The organism is Mesorhizobium montanum, assembly GCF_033977145.1.
Lineage (GTDB): Bacteria > Pseudomonadota > Alphaproteobacteria > Rhizobiales > Rhizobiaceae > Mesorhizobium > Mesorhizobium montanum.
Genome location: NZ_JAVIJF010000030.1, coordinates 16,173 through 30,875 on the forward strand (window position 1 = coordinate 16,173; position 14,703 = coordinate 30,875).

Genomic DNA, 14,703 nt, shown 5'->3' on the forward strand with positions numbered 1-14,703 from the left:
CCCGGGCGCCGATCGACCTTCGCCACCTATCCGCCGGCGCCAATATTCGTCTGCCAACAGTTGGCGCGAATACACCTGAGCAACCGCTTTTATTACGGCTCCCAAAAAAACTCCCAAGAAAATAGCTACAAGAAATGATGGTTTTTCAGGATTCGCCGGGCCGGCTACCCCTTTACGCACGGGGCAAGTGGATTGATTCGGAGGGCGGGCCGATGATCGTGATCGTTGACGAGCGAGAGCTCGTGACAGAGGGCTACTCTTCACTTTTCGATCGCGAAGGCGTGGCCACGGCCGGCTTCGCGCCAGGCGAATTCGGCGAGTGGGTGAGTTCCGCCGCCGACACCGACCTCAGATGCGTCAGGGCCTTTCTCATCGGCGACTGCCGCGATGGCGCGATATCGCCACGCCAGATCCGCGACCGCACCGGCGCGCCGGTGATCGCGCTCAGCGAACACCATTCGCTCGAACATACGCTGCGACTGTTTGAAAGCGGCGTCGACGACGTCGTCCGCAAGCCTGTCCACATCCGCGAGATTCTCGCCCGCATCACCGCCATCCGCCGCCGTGGTTCCGAAGAGGCCGCCTACACCGAAGTCGGCTCGATGCGCATCTTCATGGATGGCCGAGATCCGGAGATCGACGGCGAGCCGCTACCGCTGCCGCGGCGCGAGCGGCGCATCCTGGAATATCTGGCCAGCAACCGCGGCCGTCGCGTGACCAAGACGCAGGTCTTCAACGCCATCTACGGCATCTTCGACGAGGAGGTCGAGGAGAACGTGGTGGAGAGCCATATCTCGAAGCTGCGCAAGAAGCTGCGCGAGAAGCTCGGCCGCGACCCGATCGATTCCAAGAGATTTCTCGGCTACCGGCTGGTGTTCTGATGCCATCCCGCGCCAGCCTCGCGCAAGACACGAGGCATAGCTTTATGGCCTCCTACCCAGGCACTGCGGAGATGTATCGATGAGCCTCTACGGAATGATGCGGACCGGCGTTTCCGGTATGAACGCGCAGGCCAACCGCCTCTCCGCGGTGGCCGACAACATCGCCAACTCGGACACCACCGGCTACAAGCGCTCTTCGGCCGAGTTCTCGACGCTGATCATGCCCGGCACCGGAGGCGCCTATAATTCGGGTGGCGTGACGACGACGATCCGCTCCGCCGTCAGCACGCAGGGCGTCATGACCTACACCACCTCGGTGTCCGACCTTGCCGTCAACGGCGACGGCTTCTTCGTCGTGCAGGATGCCAGCGGCACGCCCTATCTCACCCGCGCCGGCTCCTTCGTCCCGGATGCGCAGGGCCGGCTGGTCAATGCGGCCGGCTACCAGCTCATGGCCTACAGCTACGACAATGGCGAGCCGGCGGCGACCGCCAACGGCTTCGAAGGCCTCGTGCCGGTGCAGATCTCCGACCAGCAAATGACGGCGACGCCGAGCACGGAAGGCAACTTCACCGGCAATCTGCCCGCGGGCGCCGCTCCGCCCTCCGGCCCGCTGCCCTCGACCAACAGCGCGACGGCCGAATACACGTCGAAGACCTCAATGGTTGCCTATGACAATCTCGGCAACAAGAAGCTGCTCGACGTCTATTTCACCAACACCGGCGCCGGTACCTGGCAGGTCGCGGTCTTCGATCAGTCGAAGGCAACGCCCGGCACCTCCTTCCCCTATACAGGCGGCGCGCTGGCATCGACGAACCTTACCTTCGACACCACCACCGGCAAGCTCACCGGCGCGACCACGGGCATCTCCTTTACCGTGCCGGGCGGCTCTACCCTCGACCTCGATCTCTCCCAGCTGACGCAGCTCGGCACCGGCTTCACCGTCGCCGACGCCAAGGTCAACGGCAATGCGCCGAGCTCCATCCAGAAGGTCCAGATCGGTCAGGACGGCGTCATCTACGCGCAGTTCGAGGACGGCTCGACCAAGGCGCTGTACAAGATTCCGCTGGCCGACGTTCAGAGCCCCGACAACCTCACCGCCATGCCGGGCAACGTCTATGTGCAGAGCACCGATTCCGGCGCGGTCCACATCGGCTTTGCCAATGAGGGCAAGCTCGGCTCCATCGTCTCCGGAGCGCTTGAAAACTCCAACGTCGATATCGCCGAGGAACTGACCAACATGATTGCGGCGCAGCGCAGCTACACCGCCAATTCGAAGGTCTTCCAGACCGGTTCGGACCTGATGGACGTTCTTGTCAATCTGAAGAGATAAACGACGGGCGCCGCCCGTGAAAGATCCGCATGTCGCTTTCCTCCGCACTAAGCATTGCCCAGTCGGCGCTCCTGGCCACGTCCAAGCAAACCAGCGTCGTATCGCGCAATGTAGCCGACGCGTCGAACCCGGACTATACCCGCCGCATCGCCGTGGTAACCAGCACGGCGCCCGGCGCCAGGGCGGTGGAAATCCAGCGCGCCGCGAATGATCTGCTGTTTCGCCAGAACCTTTCGGCACTGTCGGCTTGGAGCGGCCAGAGCGCGCTTTACAACGGCATGGATCAGCTCGATCTCTCGGTCAACGGGGTCGACAACGCGTCGTCCCCCTCGACGGCAATAGCCAATTTGCAGCAGTCCCTGCAGCTCTACGCCACCACGCCGTCGAACCAGAACCTCGGCACCAGCGTCGTCGACGCCGCCAAGCAAGTGGTGAACTCGCTGAACAGCGGCACCAAGGCGATCCAGGATTTTCGCACCCAGGCGGACAGCCAGATCGCCACCGCCGTCAACGATCTCAACTCGCTGCTCAGCCAGTTCCAGGACGCCAACAAGGCCGTCATCTCGGGCACCCGATCGGGCACGGACGTATCCGACGCGCTCGACCAGCGCGACGCGCTTTTGAAGAAGATAGCGGAATATGTGCCGGTCTCGACCTTCACGCGTGGCGACAACGACATGGTCATCACCACCAAGGACGGCTCAACGCTGTTCGAGACCGTGCCGCGCTCGGTGACCTTCACGCCGTCGGCCGGCTATTCGGCCGGCACGCCCGGCAACACAGTCTACATCGACAACGTACCGGTCTCGTCCGGCACCGGCGACAGTGCCAACGCCGACGGTAAGCTTGCGGGCCTGTTGAAGCTGCGCGACGGCGTCGCCTCGACCATGCAGAGCCAGCTCGACGAAATCGCGCGCGGTCTTGTCACGGCATTTGCCGAAACCGCGCCCTCGCAGCCCAACGCCACCGGCCTGTTCACATGGTCCGGCGCGCCGGCAATTCCGGCCGCCGGCACCCTGGTCGACGGTCTCGCCGGCTCGATCAGCGTCAATGCCGCCTTTGACCCGAGCGCCGGCGGCAATCCGGCGCTGTTGCGCGACGGCGGCGCCAACGGCGCGGCCTATGTCGTCAACACCGGCGGCGCATCGTACTCGGACCTCTTGATAGGCTACGGCAACAAGCTGGATCAGCCGATGGCCTTCGATACCTCGGCGGGCATCACCGTCAGCTCCGGCGTCTCCGACTATGCGGCCAATGCCATCGGTTGGTTCGAAGGCGTGCGCCAGCAGGCTTCGACCAATGCCGACAGCAAGCAGGCGCTGGCGGCACGCACGGCCGAAGCGCTGTCCAACGACACCGGGGTCAATGTCGACCAGGAGATGTCCCTGCTTCTCGACCTCGAGCACACCTATCAGGCCTCCGCGCATATGATGAAGACCATAAGCGATATGCTGGACGCGCTGATGAGCGCGGTGGGATAATTCATGAAAGCGACAGCCGTTTCCTCCGCCGCGATCTCAAATGCCTTGCGCTACCAGCAGGCGCGCATGCAGGCCGATCTCGTCAAGGCGACAACGGAATCCTCGACCGGCAGGGTGGCGGATGTGGGCCTGGCGCTTGGCGGACGCACGACCCAGGCGGTCACCTTCCAGCGCGATCTCGACCGGTTGAACGGCATCGTCGATTCCAATGCGCTGGTTACCGCGCGTCTGACATCGACCCAGGATTCGCTCGGCCAGATCTCCGATACCGCGCAGAGCTTCCTGTCCGCGTTGACCAGCGGCGTGTCGGGCGACTCCTCGACCAATATCCTGCAGACCGCCGGCGCCTCGGCGCTGCAGCAGATGACGGGCATCCTGAACACCAGCGTCAACGGCGAATATTTGTTTGCCGGCACCAACACCGACGTCAAGCCGATCGACGATTTCAGCGCCGCCGGCTCACCGGCCAAGGCGGCATTCGACACAGCCTTCACCAGCTATTTCGGCTTTGCCCAGACCGATCCGGCGGCAGCCAACATCACCGCCGCGCAAATGGACGACTTCATCACCACCAAGGTCGAGCCGCAATTCCTGGGTTCCGGCTGGCAGGGCAACTGGTCGAGCGCCACCGACAATCAGATCACCAGCCGCATTTCGCTCAACGAAACCACTCAGACCTCGGTCAGTGCCAACGAGCAGGGCATCCGCAAGCTCGCCATGGCGGCCGCCATGGTCAGCAGCCTGGTCACCGGCGGCATGAGTGAAGCCGCCCAGAACGCAGTCGTCAGCCGCGCGCAGGCGCTGGTCGGCGAAGCCATCGGCGGCATCATCCAGGTGCGGGCCGAAACGGGCCTTGCCCAGCAGCGTGTGTCCGATGCCAGCGACCGCATGAGGACCCAGGTCGATCTTTTCGAGAAGCACATCGTCGATCTCGAAGGTGTCGATCCGGCGGAAGCGGCTACCCGCGTCGCCGATCTGACGCAGCATATCGAGACGTCCTTTGCCTTGACCGCGCGTCTGCAGCAGCTCAGCCTGCTGAACTATCTGACCTGAACACATAAACCGGAACGCCAGAGCGCCGACGATGTATCAATTCTCCTACGCCGACATCCAGACCGACTCCGTCGCCGACGCCAAGGATCGGGAGCGACAACTGCTCACCCGCTCGATCGACATGCTGGCCGCGGCAGCCGCCATTGGCACAGATTCGATGGAAGCGGTCGAGGCGTTGCACTTCACGAACCGCGTCTGGACCACCTTCGTCGAGGATCTCGGCTCCAGCGACAACGCCCTGCCCAAGGAGCTGCGCGCCAACCTGATCTCCATCGGCCTGTGGCTGCTGCGCGAAACGGAAGACATCCGCCAGGGCCGCACCAACAATTTCGAAGGATTGATCGAGGTCTCTCAGATCATCCGAGACGGCATCCAATGACCAACACACTGAAGATCTCGCTGAAACCCGGCGAGAAGATCTATATCAACGGCGCAGTCATCCGCGTCGACCGCAAGGTCACCATCGAGCTGATGAACGACGTACAGTTCCTGCTCGAAAGCCATGTCATCCAGGCCGACCACGCTTCGACGCCGCTCAGGCAACTTTATTTCATCGTGCAGATCATGCTGATCAACCCCGCGGGCGCAGCGGAGGCGCGCGACATGTTCCGCCGCTCGCTGCCGATGCTGATTGCAAGCTTCGACAACCAGGACATCTGCAAGGGCCTGAAGCAGATCGACCGCATGGTCGGCGAGGATGAAATCTATGAGGCGCTGAAGGCAATCCGCGCGCTCTATCCGCTCGAGCGCAAGGCGCTCGAGGACAATGACGACATTCCCGAAACGCCCCGTGCATTGGCTGTAGGAGCATAAAGATGGCCGTCGACATGACGACAACGATCCCGGTCGGCGCCAACCAGGCCAGCCAGCAGACCTCGAAGACGGCGGTGGACTACCAGTCGTTCCTGAAGCTCTTGATCGCCGAGATGAAGAACCAGGATCCGACCAAGCCGATGGATTCGACGCAATATGTCGCGCAGCTCGCCACCTTCTCCCAGGTCGAGCAGTCGGTGCAGACCAACACCAAGCTCGACCAGATCATGCAGTCCTCGGCATTGTCGCAGGCCGACGCGCTGATCGGCCGCTCGATCACCTCGGCCGACGGCAACACCACTGGAACGGTGGCTTCGGTGACGCTCGCAAGCAGCGGGCTGATCGCGGTGCTGCAGGATGGCACCCAGGTCCCGGTCGGCGCAGGCGTGTCGATCAAGCCGGCCAGCTAGGTTCATTGATTGAGGGTGTGTCCGCATGAATGAGGCCGACGCCCTCGATATCGTCCAGTACGCGGTGTGGACGGTTCTGACCGCTTCCGCCCCCGTGGTGCTGGTCGCGATGGTGGTCGGCATCGGTATCGCGCTCATCCAGGCGCTGACCCAGATCCAGGAAATCACGCTGACCTTCGTGCCGAAGATCGTCGCCATCATGCTTGTGGTGGCGCTGACCGGCCCATTCATCGGCAGCCAGATCTCGGCCTTCACCAACGTCATTTTCGAGCGCATCGAACACGGTTTCTGACGCGAAGCCCTGGCGGGCGTCGAGCGGCCTGCTCGCAAGCCGCAAGATCGCTTGCGGCGACGTTTGTTGCAGCTAGATTGTAAGCGCGCCGGCATCGGGCGGCGTCGTTGTCTCGGGTGAAATTTCTGGAAGCGATGCATCAGGCAAAACCGGCCGGCAGGCCATGTGCGGAATAGCCGGCGTCTGGCGAAAGCGCGATCCGATCGGCAGCGGCGATCTTTCCGATATCGTGCGCATGATGCAGGCGTTGGCACATCGCGGTCCCGACGATCACGGCAACTGGAACAACGCCCGCCTGGCGCTCGGCCACCGCCGGCTGACCATCATCGACCCATCGCGCGCCGCGCGCGAGCCGATGCTGACCGCGTCCGGCGACGGCGTCCTCTGCTACAATGGCGAGGTCTATAATTTTCGCATGCTGCGCAAGACGCTGGAGGCGGAAGGCCTGACGTTCCGCACGGTGTCCGACACCGAGGTGGTGCTGCAGGCCTTGCACCACTGGGGGCCGCAAAAAGCAGTGCCGTTGTTCGACGGCATGTTCTCCTTCGCCTATTTCGATGCCCGCGACGGCGCCTTGTGGCTTGCCAGGGACAGGCTGGGCATCAAACCGATGTCGATCGCCATGACCGGCGAGCGCGTGCTGTTCGCCTCCGAGGACAAGGCGATCCTCGCCTGCCATGGCTTTCCGCGCCGGATGGACACGCGCGAGCTGACGCTGCGGCTGGCCTGGCAGAGCCGCGATTCCAGCTACAGTGTCTTCGACGGCGTCGAGCGGCTGCCGCCGGCCGGCCTTTGGAAGATCACCGGGGACGGCATCGAGAAGCGCCGCTTCTGGCATGTCCTCGACATCCTGGACATCGCGCGCATCGCCGGCGACAACACCTCCGACACCGGACACGCGGCGACGCTTCAGACATTGCTCGAGGAAAGCGTCGAGCTGCATTGCATCGCCGATACCAGCCTTGCCACCGCCTGCAGCGGCGGCGTCGATTCCGGGCTGATCACCGCGCTTGCCAAACACTTCAGGCCGGAGCTGCATGGCTACGTCGTCGACCCGAAGCTCGGCCACAGCGAGGCGCGGGACGCCGAGCGTACCGGTCGCCGTGTCGGCGTCGGCCTGCGCCGGGTTTCTCTCGATAGGGACCGGTTCTTCGAGCTCTGGCCTCGCGCGGTTTGGCATCTCGAAACCGACGGCTGGCACGCCAGCCATGCCGCGCTGCTGGCGCTTGCCGAACAGTGCCGCGCCGACGGCGTCAAGGTGCTGCTCACCGGCGAGGGCTCCGACGAGCTTTTCGGCGGCTACAGATGGCAGGCGTCGACGATGCGGCTCTGGCGCCAGTCGTGGCTGCAGCGTCTGTTCCGCTCGAAGGCCAGGCGCGACCGCAAATTCGCGGAATTGCGGCGCACGCCGTTCCGCAACTCGATCGGTCGCGGCTCGCCGACCGACCGCAGCATGGCGCTCAGAGCCTTGTCGCCCGAGCTGAACTTCCTGCAGACAAAGCTGTTCGACAGGCTGGAAGGCGTCGTGCCGCTTAGCGACCGCGCCTTCCTTGCAAGCTGCCTTTACGACCTCTACTCGCACCTGCAGGACCTTCTGCACCGGCACGACCGGTTGGGCATGGCAGCGTCGGTGGAGCTCAGGGTGCCGTTCCTCGAGAACAAGCTCATCGACTTCGCCATTCATCTGCCGCGCAGGCAGAAATATCGCGACGGGACTAGCAAGTGGCTGCTCAAGAAGGTCGCCGGGGGCCATCTGCCGCGCGAGAACATTCGTGCTGCGAAGAACGGCTTCGAGATGTCGGCCGCCTTTTCAGCCGGCACGCAGGGCCTGCTGCGCGGCGGTCTGCTGCGCGACGCGATGAAATGGTCTTCTTCCGAGTTGGAAGACCTGATCGACATGGCGAGGAGCCACGAAACCTCGCGCCTGCGCCTCGTCGGCATGGAAATGCTGCTCAGGCTTTACATCGGTGGCGAGACGACAGGCGGCCTGACCGAGGCCCTGCATGCCGAGGCGGGAAGCGAGACATAGCGAAAAGTTGGTCCACACCGGCGAGATGCTTGGTTTAAACCTTCGCCGACGCATTTTCGCCTTTGCCATCCTATTGTTGGGTCGCACTCTTCAGCGAGTCGCCGACCCGTCCAGGCGCGGCGCGTATATATAGCGGACGAAGGCGCAACCATGATCGACGACGAGCCGGAAAGCGAACGCGTCTCCGCGCTGGCGCCGTTCCGGCACGGCATCTTCCGCGCCGTCTGGTCAGCCAGCCTGGTGTCGAATTTCGGCGGCCTGATCCAGGGCGTCGGCGCCGCCTGGATGATGACCACGATCGCCACCTCGCCCTACCAGGTGGCGCTGGTCCAGGCCTCGACCACTTTGCCGATCATGCTGTTCGCGCTCGTTGCCGGCGCTATCGCCGACAGCTTCAACCGCCGCAAGGTGATGCTGGTGGCGCAGACCTTCATGCTCGTCGTCTCGGCGCTGCTGACTCTGTTCACCTGGCTCGGCTGGATGACGCCGTGGACGCTGCTTGCCTTCACCTTCCTGATCGACAGCGGCACGGCGTTGAACAGCCCGTCATGGCAGGCATCGGTCGGCGACATGGTGCCGCGCGCCAAGGTGCCGGCCGCGGTGGCACTCAACTCGCTGGGCTTCAACATCACCCGCAGCGTCGGCCCGGCCATCGGCGGCATCATCGTCGCCGCCGCGGGTGCGGCCGCGGCCTTCGCCGCCAACGCCGTCAGCTATATCGGCCTGATCGTCGTGCTTGCCCGCTGGAAGCCGGCGCTGCCCGAGCAAACCCTGCCGCGCGAGTCGCTGGGTGCTGCGATGGGCGCCGGCCTGCGCTATGTCGCCATGTCGCCGAATATCGCCAAGGTGCTGGTCCGCGGTTCGGCCTTCGGCTTCAGCGCCGGCGCGGTGCTGGCGCTCCTTCCCCTGGTGGCGCGCGACGTCGTCAAGGGCGACGCGCTGACCTACGGCATCATGCTCGGCGCCTTCGGCATCGGCGCAGTCGGCGGCGCGCTGATCAGCGTTAGGCTGCGGCAGCTATTGTCCAGCGAGGTGATGGTGCGCATGGCCTTTTGCGGCTTCGCGCTATGCGCCTTCAACGCCGCCGTCAGCCACAATGCCTGGCAGACATCGGCGGGCCTGCTCATCGGCGGCGCCTGCTGGGTGATCGCGCTCTCGCATTTCAACGTCACGGTGCAGATGTCGACGCCGCGCTGGGTGGTCGGCCGCGTGCTGTCGATCTACCAGACGGCGACCTTCGGCGGCATCGCGCTGGGCAGTTGGATCTGGGGTGTCGTCGCCGACGCGCATGGAGCGGAGACCGCGCTGATCGCGGCGGCGGTCGCGATGCTTGCCGGCGGTGCCGTCGGCTTCGTCCTGCCATTGCCGCGGCAGACCGTTCTCAACCTCGATCCTCTCAACCGCTTCAAGGAGCCGATGCTGGCACTCGATCTGAAGCCGCGCAGCGGCCCGATCGCCATCATGATCGAGTACATCATCCGCGAGGACGACGTGCGCGAATTCCTGGCGACCATGGCGGAGCGCGGCCGCATTCGTCGCCGCGACGGCGCTCGCAACTGGACTTTGGCCCGCGACCTCGAAAATCCATCGGTATGGATCGAGCATTACCACACGCCGACCTGGGTCGAGTATATCCGCCACAACCGGCGCGCCACCCATGCCGACGCCGTGGTCGGTGAACGCATCCGCGGGTTGCACAGCGGCGAGAACCCGCCGCGGGTGCGCCGCATGATCGAGCGCCCGACCACCGCGGGCACGACGCTTGTCTCACCGAAGGGGCCGATCGATCACTGATCGCATGCCGTCCAAAGCGCGCAGCGCTTCAGGCAACGATCAATCAAGGACCAACGATCAGCCGGCGCTCTGGATCATGTAGAGCTTGCGGGTGGTCTCGTGGATGCGCCATTCGCCCGTCCATCCCCGCGGCAGGACGAGAAGGTCGCCTGGCCCCAGCTCACGCATCTCGCCATAGGCGCGACTCACCTCCACGCGGCCGGATATGCAGCGGTTTTCCGTCCGGAATTGCGTAAAAACAAATAGCTAGAGCGGTGAACGCTGAACCGCTCTAGTGGCCTGTGAGGCTGTCGGCGAGAGCGGCCAGCTTCGAAGTATGCGCAAGTCCCGCAGCCTCGCGTTGGTCGGCAATGCGGTAGAGCTGGTACATCGAGTGGGCGCCCAGCCAACGCAACGGCTCCGGCTCCCAGGGACGCACCTTGCGGTTGACCCAGGGCAGCCGCGTCAGCTCGGTATCCTGGCCGAGCACGAGATCGGTCAGCGTGCGCCCCGACAGGTTGGAGCTCGAGACGCCGAGCCCGACATAGCCACCGGCCCAGCCGATGCGCGTCCTGGGGTCGAGGCCGACCGTCGTGCACCAGTCGCGCGGCACGCCGAGCACGCCGCACCAGGCGTGATCGATGCGGCATCCGGCCGTCTGCGGTAACAGCGTCGTCAGGATCGTGTGCAACTGGTCGATCGTCGCCTGCTGCGTCTGCCCGTTGACATCGGTGCGCGACCCGTAGCGGTAAGGCACGCCGCGGCCGCCCATGGTGATGCGGCCCTCGCGCGTGCGCTGGGCATAGCAATAGGCATGTGCGGCATTGCCGAGCAGTTCGTGACCCTCCCAGCCTATCTTGCGCCAGAGTTCCTCCGACAGCGGCTCGGTGACGATCTGGGCGCTGTTGAGCGCCAGCCAGGTCCGCTCTTCTCCCGGAATGCCGGCGGTGAACCCTTCGGTGGCGCGGATGATGGTTTCGGCCCGCACCGTGCCGCGATCCGTGGTGACGCTGCCCTTGGCGATCGCGGTCACCGTCGTCTTTTCGTAGATCGAAACACCAAGCCTTTCGACCGCCGCCGCCAGCCCGCGCACCAGCTTGGCCGGCTGCACGCGCGCCTGGCCGTGGATGACGAAGCCGCCCATGACGTTGTTGATGTTGATGCGCGCGCGTGTCGTGTCGGCGTCGAGAAGCTCTATGCGTTCGGGGTCGGCATCCCAGGAGCGGATCGTCTCGCACTCTTCGCGCACGCGTTCGAGCTGCGCCGGATTGGTGGCGACCGTCAGATTGTCGGTGCGACGGATATCGGCGTCGATGCCCTCTTCGGCCGCCACCCGGATCACCTCGTCGACGCAGCCGGCCATTGCCTTCTGCATGGCGGTGATGCCTTGCCGTGTCGAATTCTTCAAAAACTTCTCGCGCGACCAGCCGAAGCCGCCCGACAGCCAGCCGCCATTGCGCCCCGATGCACCGAAGCCGGCGAACTCCCGCTCGATGAGCACGATGCGCAGCGATGGCTTCGCCTTCTTCAGATAATAGGCGGTCCACAGCCCGGTATAGCCGGCGCCGACGATCGCTACATCCGCCTCGATGTCGCCGGCCAAAGGCGGACACGGCGTCGGAATAGCGCCCATATCCGCATACCAGAACGAGATGCCGCCGTTGCGCTTGACTTGCATGGGATGATTTCCAGGAGAGAGCGGGTGAGAGGAGATCAGGTGAGCGTCGTGTCGGCCGTGCTGTCGTCGGGCAGAAGCTCGGCGCCATCGAAGCAGAGCTCCATCTGTTCGCCGAGGCCAAAAACTCTCGCCGGTCAGCAGCGACCGCACGATCGCCGTCGGCGAGCTTGACTTCGTACATCTGGCAAGAGGGTGAATGCAATTCCCTCGCCGTCTATGACTGGAAACGGAAGCCGACCAAAAAATTAAGCATTCAACGGCAGTATCGACCGTCAGCCGGCAAGATGTCGTGCGGCAAGGATCCGTTGCCGGTCTGCTGGCCGGGAAGGGATTGCGGTATGTCACCCTTGCTAAGAACGGGACCGTCAATGCTTATGCGCAGCCTTCTTATGCTGGCCGTCTTGGCGGTCGGCACTCTACCCGCATTGGCGCTGGAACCGGCCAGCTATCCGGAGCCGCCGGACTCTGTGGCTTTCACCGTTCAGAAGGACGGCAAGCCGATCCCGGTCACACTGCGGCAGTTGGAAAAGCTCGGCCTCTACAAGGTCGTCACCACAAGTCCTTTCGAGGAGGGGCAACTGACGTTTGAAGGCGTTCTGTTCCGAGACGTGCTCAAATCCCTGGGATTGGAAGACAGGGATTCCGTTACCCTGCGGGCCGTGGACGAATACGTGCAGGTTATTCCACACGAAGATTGGACCGAGGGCCCTCTGCTTCTCGCGACCCGCCAGGACGGGGAACTGCTCACCCGACGAACACAAGGCCCGACCCGCCTGATCTACCCTCTCATGGACTACCCCGCCTTCGACACGCCGATCCGCAAGCCGCGATGGATTTGGCTGATCAAGACGATCGAGTCCAACAACTGACCGGCGGCAGGCGTCGATGGCACGATCTCGACCGAGAGGCTGGCAATTTCCACTTACCTACGGCACTGCCATAGGGGTAGCGGCGATCGGTTCTGCTATTCTGATCGTCATGCTGTTTGCCAGCATCAACAAGATCGAGTCTTCGCTGCCTCGGTTCGGCTTCTTCGCCATTCGTGAATTCCATATTGCCATACGCGATGTGACCCATCTGAGGGATATGATCTCGCTTGCCGAGGGCGCTCCCAACTCCCAGGAGAGCCTGGATCAATTGTCGGCGGCAAACGATCTGGTTTACATCCGCTTCAAGCGCATCGACGGCAGCGAAACAATCAGCGCAATTCCCGCCTATGCAGGCGTTGTGCCGCGCGTGAACGACGCGGTAACGCGGCTTGATGCCGTGCTTTCGGCGGGGCTGCCACTCGATCAGAAAAGCTTGAAGGAACTGGGTTTCGAGCTTGAGCAGATCGTCGGCCGGATGAACGACGAGTACTATAAATACGGCGAGGAGGTTAACGCCGATCTCTATTCGTCAGAAGTCAGCCTGAAGAGGTTCAACTATCAGATAGCCTTTGCTCTGACGATCCTGTCGCTGCTGGCAATCGGGACGGCGGTTCTGTTCATCGGGCGCCGGGAAACGATAAAGAAGCTGGAATTTCTTGCCTGGCGCGACGCAACGACCGGACTGAAGAATCGTGCCTGGATGGCGGCCAACAGGGACGCCATGCTGGACCGGACGAAGGAGGCCGGCAAACAGCTTCAACTGCTCCTGATCGATCTCGACCATTTCAAGAGCGTGAACGACACCTTCGGTCATCACGTCGGAGATCTCCTGCTGAAAGCAGTTGCCGAGGTCCTTGAGTCGGTCGAGCGGCCCGGCGAGGTAGCCGCCGTGCGATTGGGCGGAGATGAATTTGCCATCATGGCTATTGCCGACCAGGACTCCCATGAAGATTTGGGACAACGTCTGCGCGAACGGTTGAACGGGTTTGCGGAGTTGGAGGGCCACCAGGTGCGCGTCGGCGCCAGCATCGGCATGGCATGTTTCCCCCAGCATGGTTCCGACATTTCCACGTTGCTGCACAATGCCGATAGCGCTCTCTATACGGCGAAGGCCGAGGGACGGTCTGGTTTCGTGACGTTTTCGCCCGCGATCCTTAGTCAGATTGACATGCAGCTTGGTGAAGAAGCGGGCATCAAACGGGCGCTCAATTGCGACGAGTTCTTCCTGGTCTGGCAACCCCAGTTCGAGCTGGCGACCGGCCGCATGACCGGCACCGAGGCACTGGTCCGCTGGCGCGACCCGGTCTCGGGGGCGGTTCGTGCGCCGGCATCGTTCATTCCAATCGCGGAACGAAGTGATCTGATATTGGAACTCGACAATATGGTTCTGCGCAAGGCTTGCGTGCAAGCTGCCCGATGGATGCCCATTACCACCGAGGAGTTCGTCTGTTCGGTCAACGTCTCTGCAAAAAGCCTCCAGGCCGACGCCTATCTGACGCATCTCACCGAGACGTTGCGGCAAACGGGATTGCCGCCATCGCGCCTGCAGTTGGAGATCACGGAAGGAATCTTTATCCAGAACAGCCGCGATGCCCTGGAGAGTGTCGGTAAAATTCGAAACATCGGAGTCAGCCTGGCACTCGACGATTTTGGCTCGGGCTATGCGAGCTTCGGATACCTTGCCGATTTCAACCTGAACCAATTGAAAATCGATCGCTCGCTGCTGAGCGATCTGGCTTCCTCCACAAAGAAACAGAATGTGGTTCGGGGGATCATCGCGCTGGCCAATTCGCTAGGTCTGACCGTTGTCGCGGAAGGAGTGGAGAACGAGGCTCAACTCGACTTTCTGATCCGCGAACACTGCCACGGCGCTCAAGGGTTCTTCATGTCGGAGCCAGTTGAGGAAAGGCTGATGACAAACTATCTCGCTGCAAGGCAGGGCGGCGTCCGCCTAGAGCAATTCCAGGAAAAGTGTGTAACGGTTTTTCGTCCGGAATTGCGTAAAAACAAAGAGATAGAGCGTTTTGCCGTTTCCGTGAAACGGTGAAACGCTCTAGGCCCACCCTCCCTGCGGAAAGTCGATGTTGTCGC

General features: G+C 63.1%; 14 protein-coding genes. 12 read left to right on the plus strand and 2 right to left on the minus strand.

Annotated features, from left to right (window positions below; translation table 11 throughout):
• Nucleotides 1-212 precede the first annotated feature (212 nt).
• From RFM68_RS30140 to RFM68_RS30185, 10 genes are all read left to right on the plus strand, one after another.
• Nucleotides 213-881 carry a response regulator transcription factor gene (locus RFM68_RS30140; protein ID WP_320236616.1) on the plus strand — a complete coding sequence of 223 codons (669 nt, stop codon included), beginning with the start codon at nucleotides 213-215 and terminating at the stop codon, nucleotides 879-881.
• A gap of 79 nt (nucleotides 882-960) precedes the next feature.
• Nucleotides 961-2,214, plus strand: coding sequence for a flagellar hook protein FlgE (locus RFM68_RS30145; RefSeq protein WP_320236617.1), 1,254 nt, complete (start codon nucleotides 961-963; stop codon nucleotides 2,212-2,214).
• A 29-nt stretch (nucleotides 2,215-2,243) separates the two neighbouring features.
• On the plus strand, nucleotides 2,244-3,695 hold the full coding sequence (flgK, locus tag RFM68_RS30150) for a flagellar hook-associated protein FlgK (protein ID WP_320236618.1): 1,452 nt from the start codon (nucleotides 2,244-2,246) through the stop codon (nucleotides 3,693-3,695).
• A gap of 3 nt (nucleotides 3,696-3,698) precedes the next feature.
• Nucleotides 3,699-4,748: a flagellar hook-associated family protein gene (locus RFM68_RS30155; protein WP_320236619.1), complete on the plus strand. Its 1,050-nt coding sequence runs from the start codon at nucleotides 3,699-3,701 to the stop codon at nucleotides 4,746-4,748.
• Nucleotides 4,749-4,779: 31 nt separating this feature from the next.
• Nucleotides 4,780-5,127, plus strand: coding sequence for a flagellar biosynthesis regulator FlaF (gene flaF / locus RFM68_RS30160; protein ID WP_320236620.1), 348 nt, complete (start codon nucleotides 4,780-4,782; stop codon nucleotides 5,125-5,127).
• Nucleotides 5,124-5,561 carry a flagellar biosynthesis repressor FlbT gene (gene flbT / locus RFM68_RS30165; protein ID WP_320236621.1) on the plus strand — a complete coding sequence of 146 codons (438 nt, stop codon included), beginning with the start codon at nucleotides 5,124-5,126 and terminating at the stop codon, nucleotides 5,559-5,561. The genes flaF and flbT overlap by 4 nt, the downstream gene beginning before the upstream one ends.
• Nucleotides 5,562-5,563: 2 nt before the next feature.
• Nucleotides 5,564-5,971 (plus strand): flagellar hook assembly protein FlgD, encoded by a 408-nt coding sequence (flgD, locus tag RFM68_RS30170; protein ID WP_320236622.1) that lies wholly within the window; start codon nucleotides 5,564-5,566, stop codon nucleotides 5,969-5,971.
• Nucleotides 5,972-5,996: 25 nt separating this feature from the next.
• Complete coding sequence (gene fliQ, locus RFM68_RS30175) at nucleotides 5,997-6,263, plus strand: flagellar biosynthesis protein FliQ (protein WP_040989996.1); 267 nt, start codon at nucleotides 5,997-5,999, stop codon at nucleotides 6,261-6,263.
• Between the two features lie 163 nt (nucleotides 6,264-6,426).
• Entirely contained in the window at nucleotides 6,427-8,292 is a 1,866-nt protein-coding gene (asnB, locus tag RFM68_RS30180; protein WP_320236623.1) for an asparagine synthase (glutamine-hydrolyzing), read from the plus strand.
• Nucleotides 8,293-8,442: 150 nt separating this feature from the next.
• Nucleotides 8,443-10,086, plus strand: coding sequence for an MFS transporter (locus RFM68_RS30185; RefSeq protein ID WP_320236624.1), 1,644 nt, complete (start codon nucleotides 8,443-8,445; stop codon nucleotides 10,084-10,086).
• Between the two features lie 57 nt (nucleotides 10,087-10,143).
• Here the strand turns inward: RFM68_RS30185 and RFM68_RS30190 are convergent, their stop codons facing one another.
• Nucleotides 10,144-10,281 carry a cupin domain-containing protein gene (locus RFM68_RS30190; protein ID WP_320236625.1) on the minus strand — a complete coding sequence of 46 codons (138 nt, stop codon included), beginning with the start codon at nucleotides 10,279-10,281 and terminating at the stop codon, nucleotides 10,144-10,146.
• Nucleotides 10,282-10,357: 76 nt separating this feature from the next.
• A complete protein-coding gene (locus RFM68_RS30195; protein ID WP_320236626.1) occupies nucleotides 10,358-11,743 on the minus strand; it encodes an NAD(P)/FAD-dependent oxidoreductase in 1,386 nt (461 codons plus the stop codon).
• A gap of 368 nt (nucleotides 11,744-12,111) precedes the next feature.
• On the opposite strand from RFM68_RS30195, the gene RFM68_RS30200 reads away from it, so the two are divergent.
• Together RFM68_RS30200 and RFM68_RS30205 are read left to right on the plus strand one after the other, a co-directional pair.
• Nucleotides 12,112-12,612: a putative pterin-binding protein gene (locus RFM68_RS30200; RefSeq protein WP_320236627.1), complete on the plus strand. Its 501-nt coding sequence runs from the start codon at nucleotides 12,112-12,114 to the stop codon at nucleotides 12,610-12,612.
• 16 nt (nucleotides 12,613-12,628) lie between these two features.
• On the plus strand, nucleotides 12,629-14,659 hold the full coding sequence (locus RFM68_RS30205; RefSeq protein WP_320236628.1) for a putative bifunctional diguanylate cyclase/phosphodiesterase: 2,031 nt from the start codon (nucleotides 12,629-12,631) through the stop codon (nucleotides 14,657-14,659).
• The last annotated feature ends 44 nt before the right edge of the window (nucleotides 14,660-14,703 follow it).

Excerpts from the sequence above, each read along its gene's own strand:
- RFM68_RS30140 (WP_320236616.1), top strand. The coding sequence starts at position 213 with ATGATCGTGATCGTTGACGAGCGAGAGCTCGTGACAGAGGGCTACTCT.
- flgD (WP_320236622.1), top strand. The coding sequence starts at position 5,564 with ATGGCCGTCGACATGACGACAACGATCCCGGTCGGCGCCAACCAGGCC.
- RFM68_RS30200 (WP_320236627.1), top strand. The coding sequence starts at position 12,112 with ATGCTTATGCGCAGCCTTCTTATGCTGGCCGTCTTGGCGGTCGGCACT.
- fliQ (WP_040989996.1), top strand. The coding sequence starts at position 5,997 with ATGAATGAGGCCGACGCCCTCGATATCGTCCAGTACGCGGTGTGGACG.
- RFM68_RS30145 (WP_320236617.1), top strand. The coding sequence starts at position 961 with ATGAGCCTCTACGGAATGATGCGGACCGGCGTTTCCGGTATGAACGCG.
- RFM68_RS30205 (WP_320236628.1), top strand. The coding sequence starts at position 12,629 with ATGGCACGATCTCGACCGAGAGGCTGGCAATTTCCACTTACCTACGGC.
- RFM68_RS30155 (WP_320236619.1), top strand. The coding sequence starts at position 3,699 with ATGAAAGCGACAGCCGTTTCCTCCGCCGCGATCTCAAATGCCTTGCGC.
- RFM68_RS30195 (WP_320236626.1), bottom strand. The coding sequence starts at position 11,743 with ATGCAAGTCAAGCGCAACGGCGGCATCTCGTTCTGGTATGCGGATATG.
- flaF (WP_320236620.1), top strand. The coding sequence starts at position 4,780 with ATGTATCAATTCTCCTACGCCGACATCCAGACCGACTCCGTCGCCGAC.
- asnB (WP_320236623.1), top strand. The coding sequence starts at position 6,427 with ATGTGCGGAATAGCCGGCGTCTGGCGAAAGCGCGATCCGATCGGCAGC.
- flgK (WP_320236618.1), top strand. The coding sequence starts at position 2,244 with ATGTCGCTTTCCTCCGCACTAAGCATTGCCCAGTCGGCGCTCCTGGCC.
- RFM68_RS30185 (WP_320236624.1), top strand. The coding sequence starts at position 8,443 with ATGATCGACGACGAGCCGGAAAGCGAACGCGTCTCCGCGCTGGCGCCG.
- flbT (WP_320236621.1), top strand. The coding sequence starts at position 5,124 with ATGACCAACACACTGAAGATCTCGCTGAAACCCGGCGAGAAGATCTAT.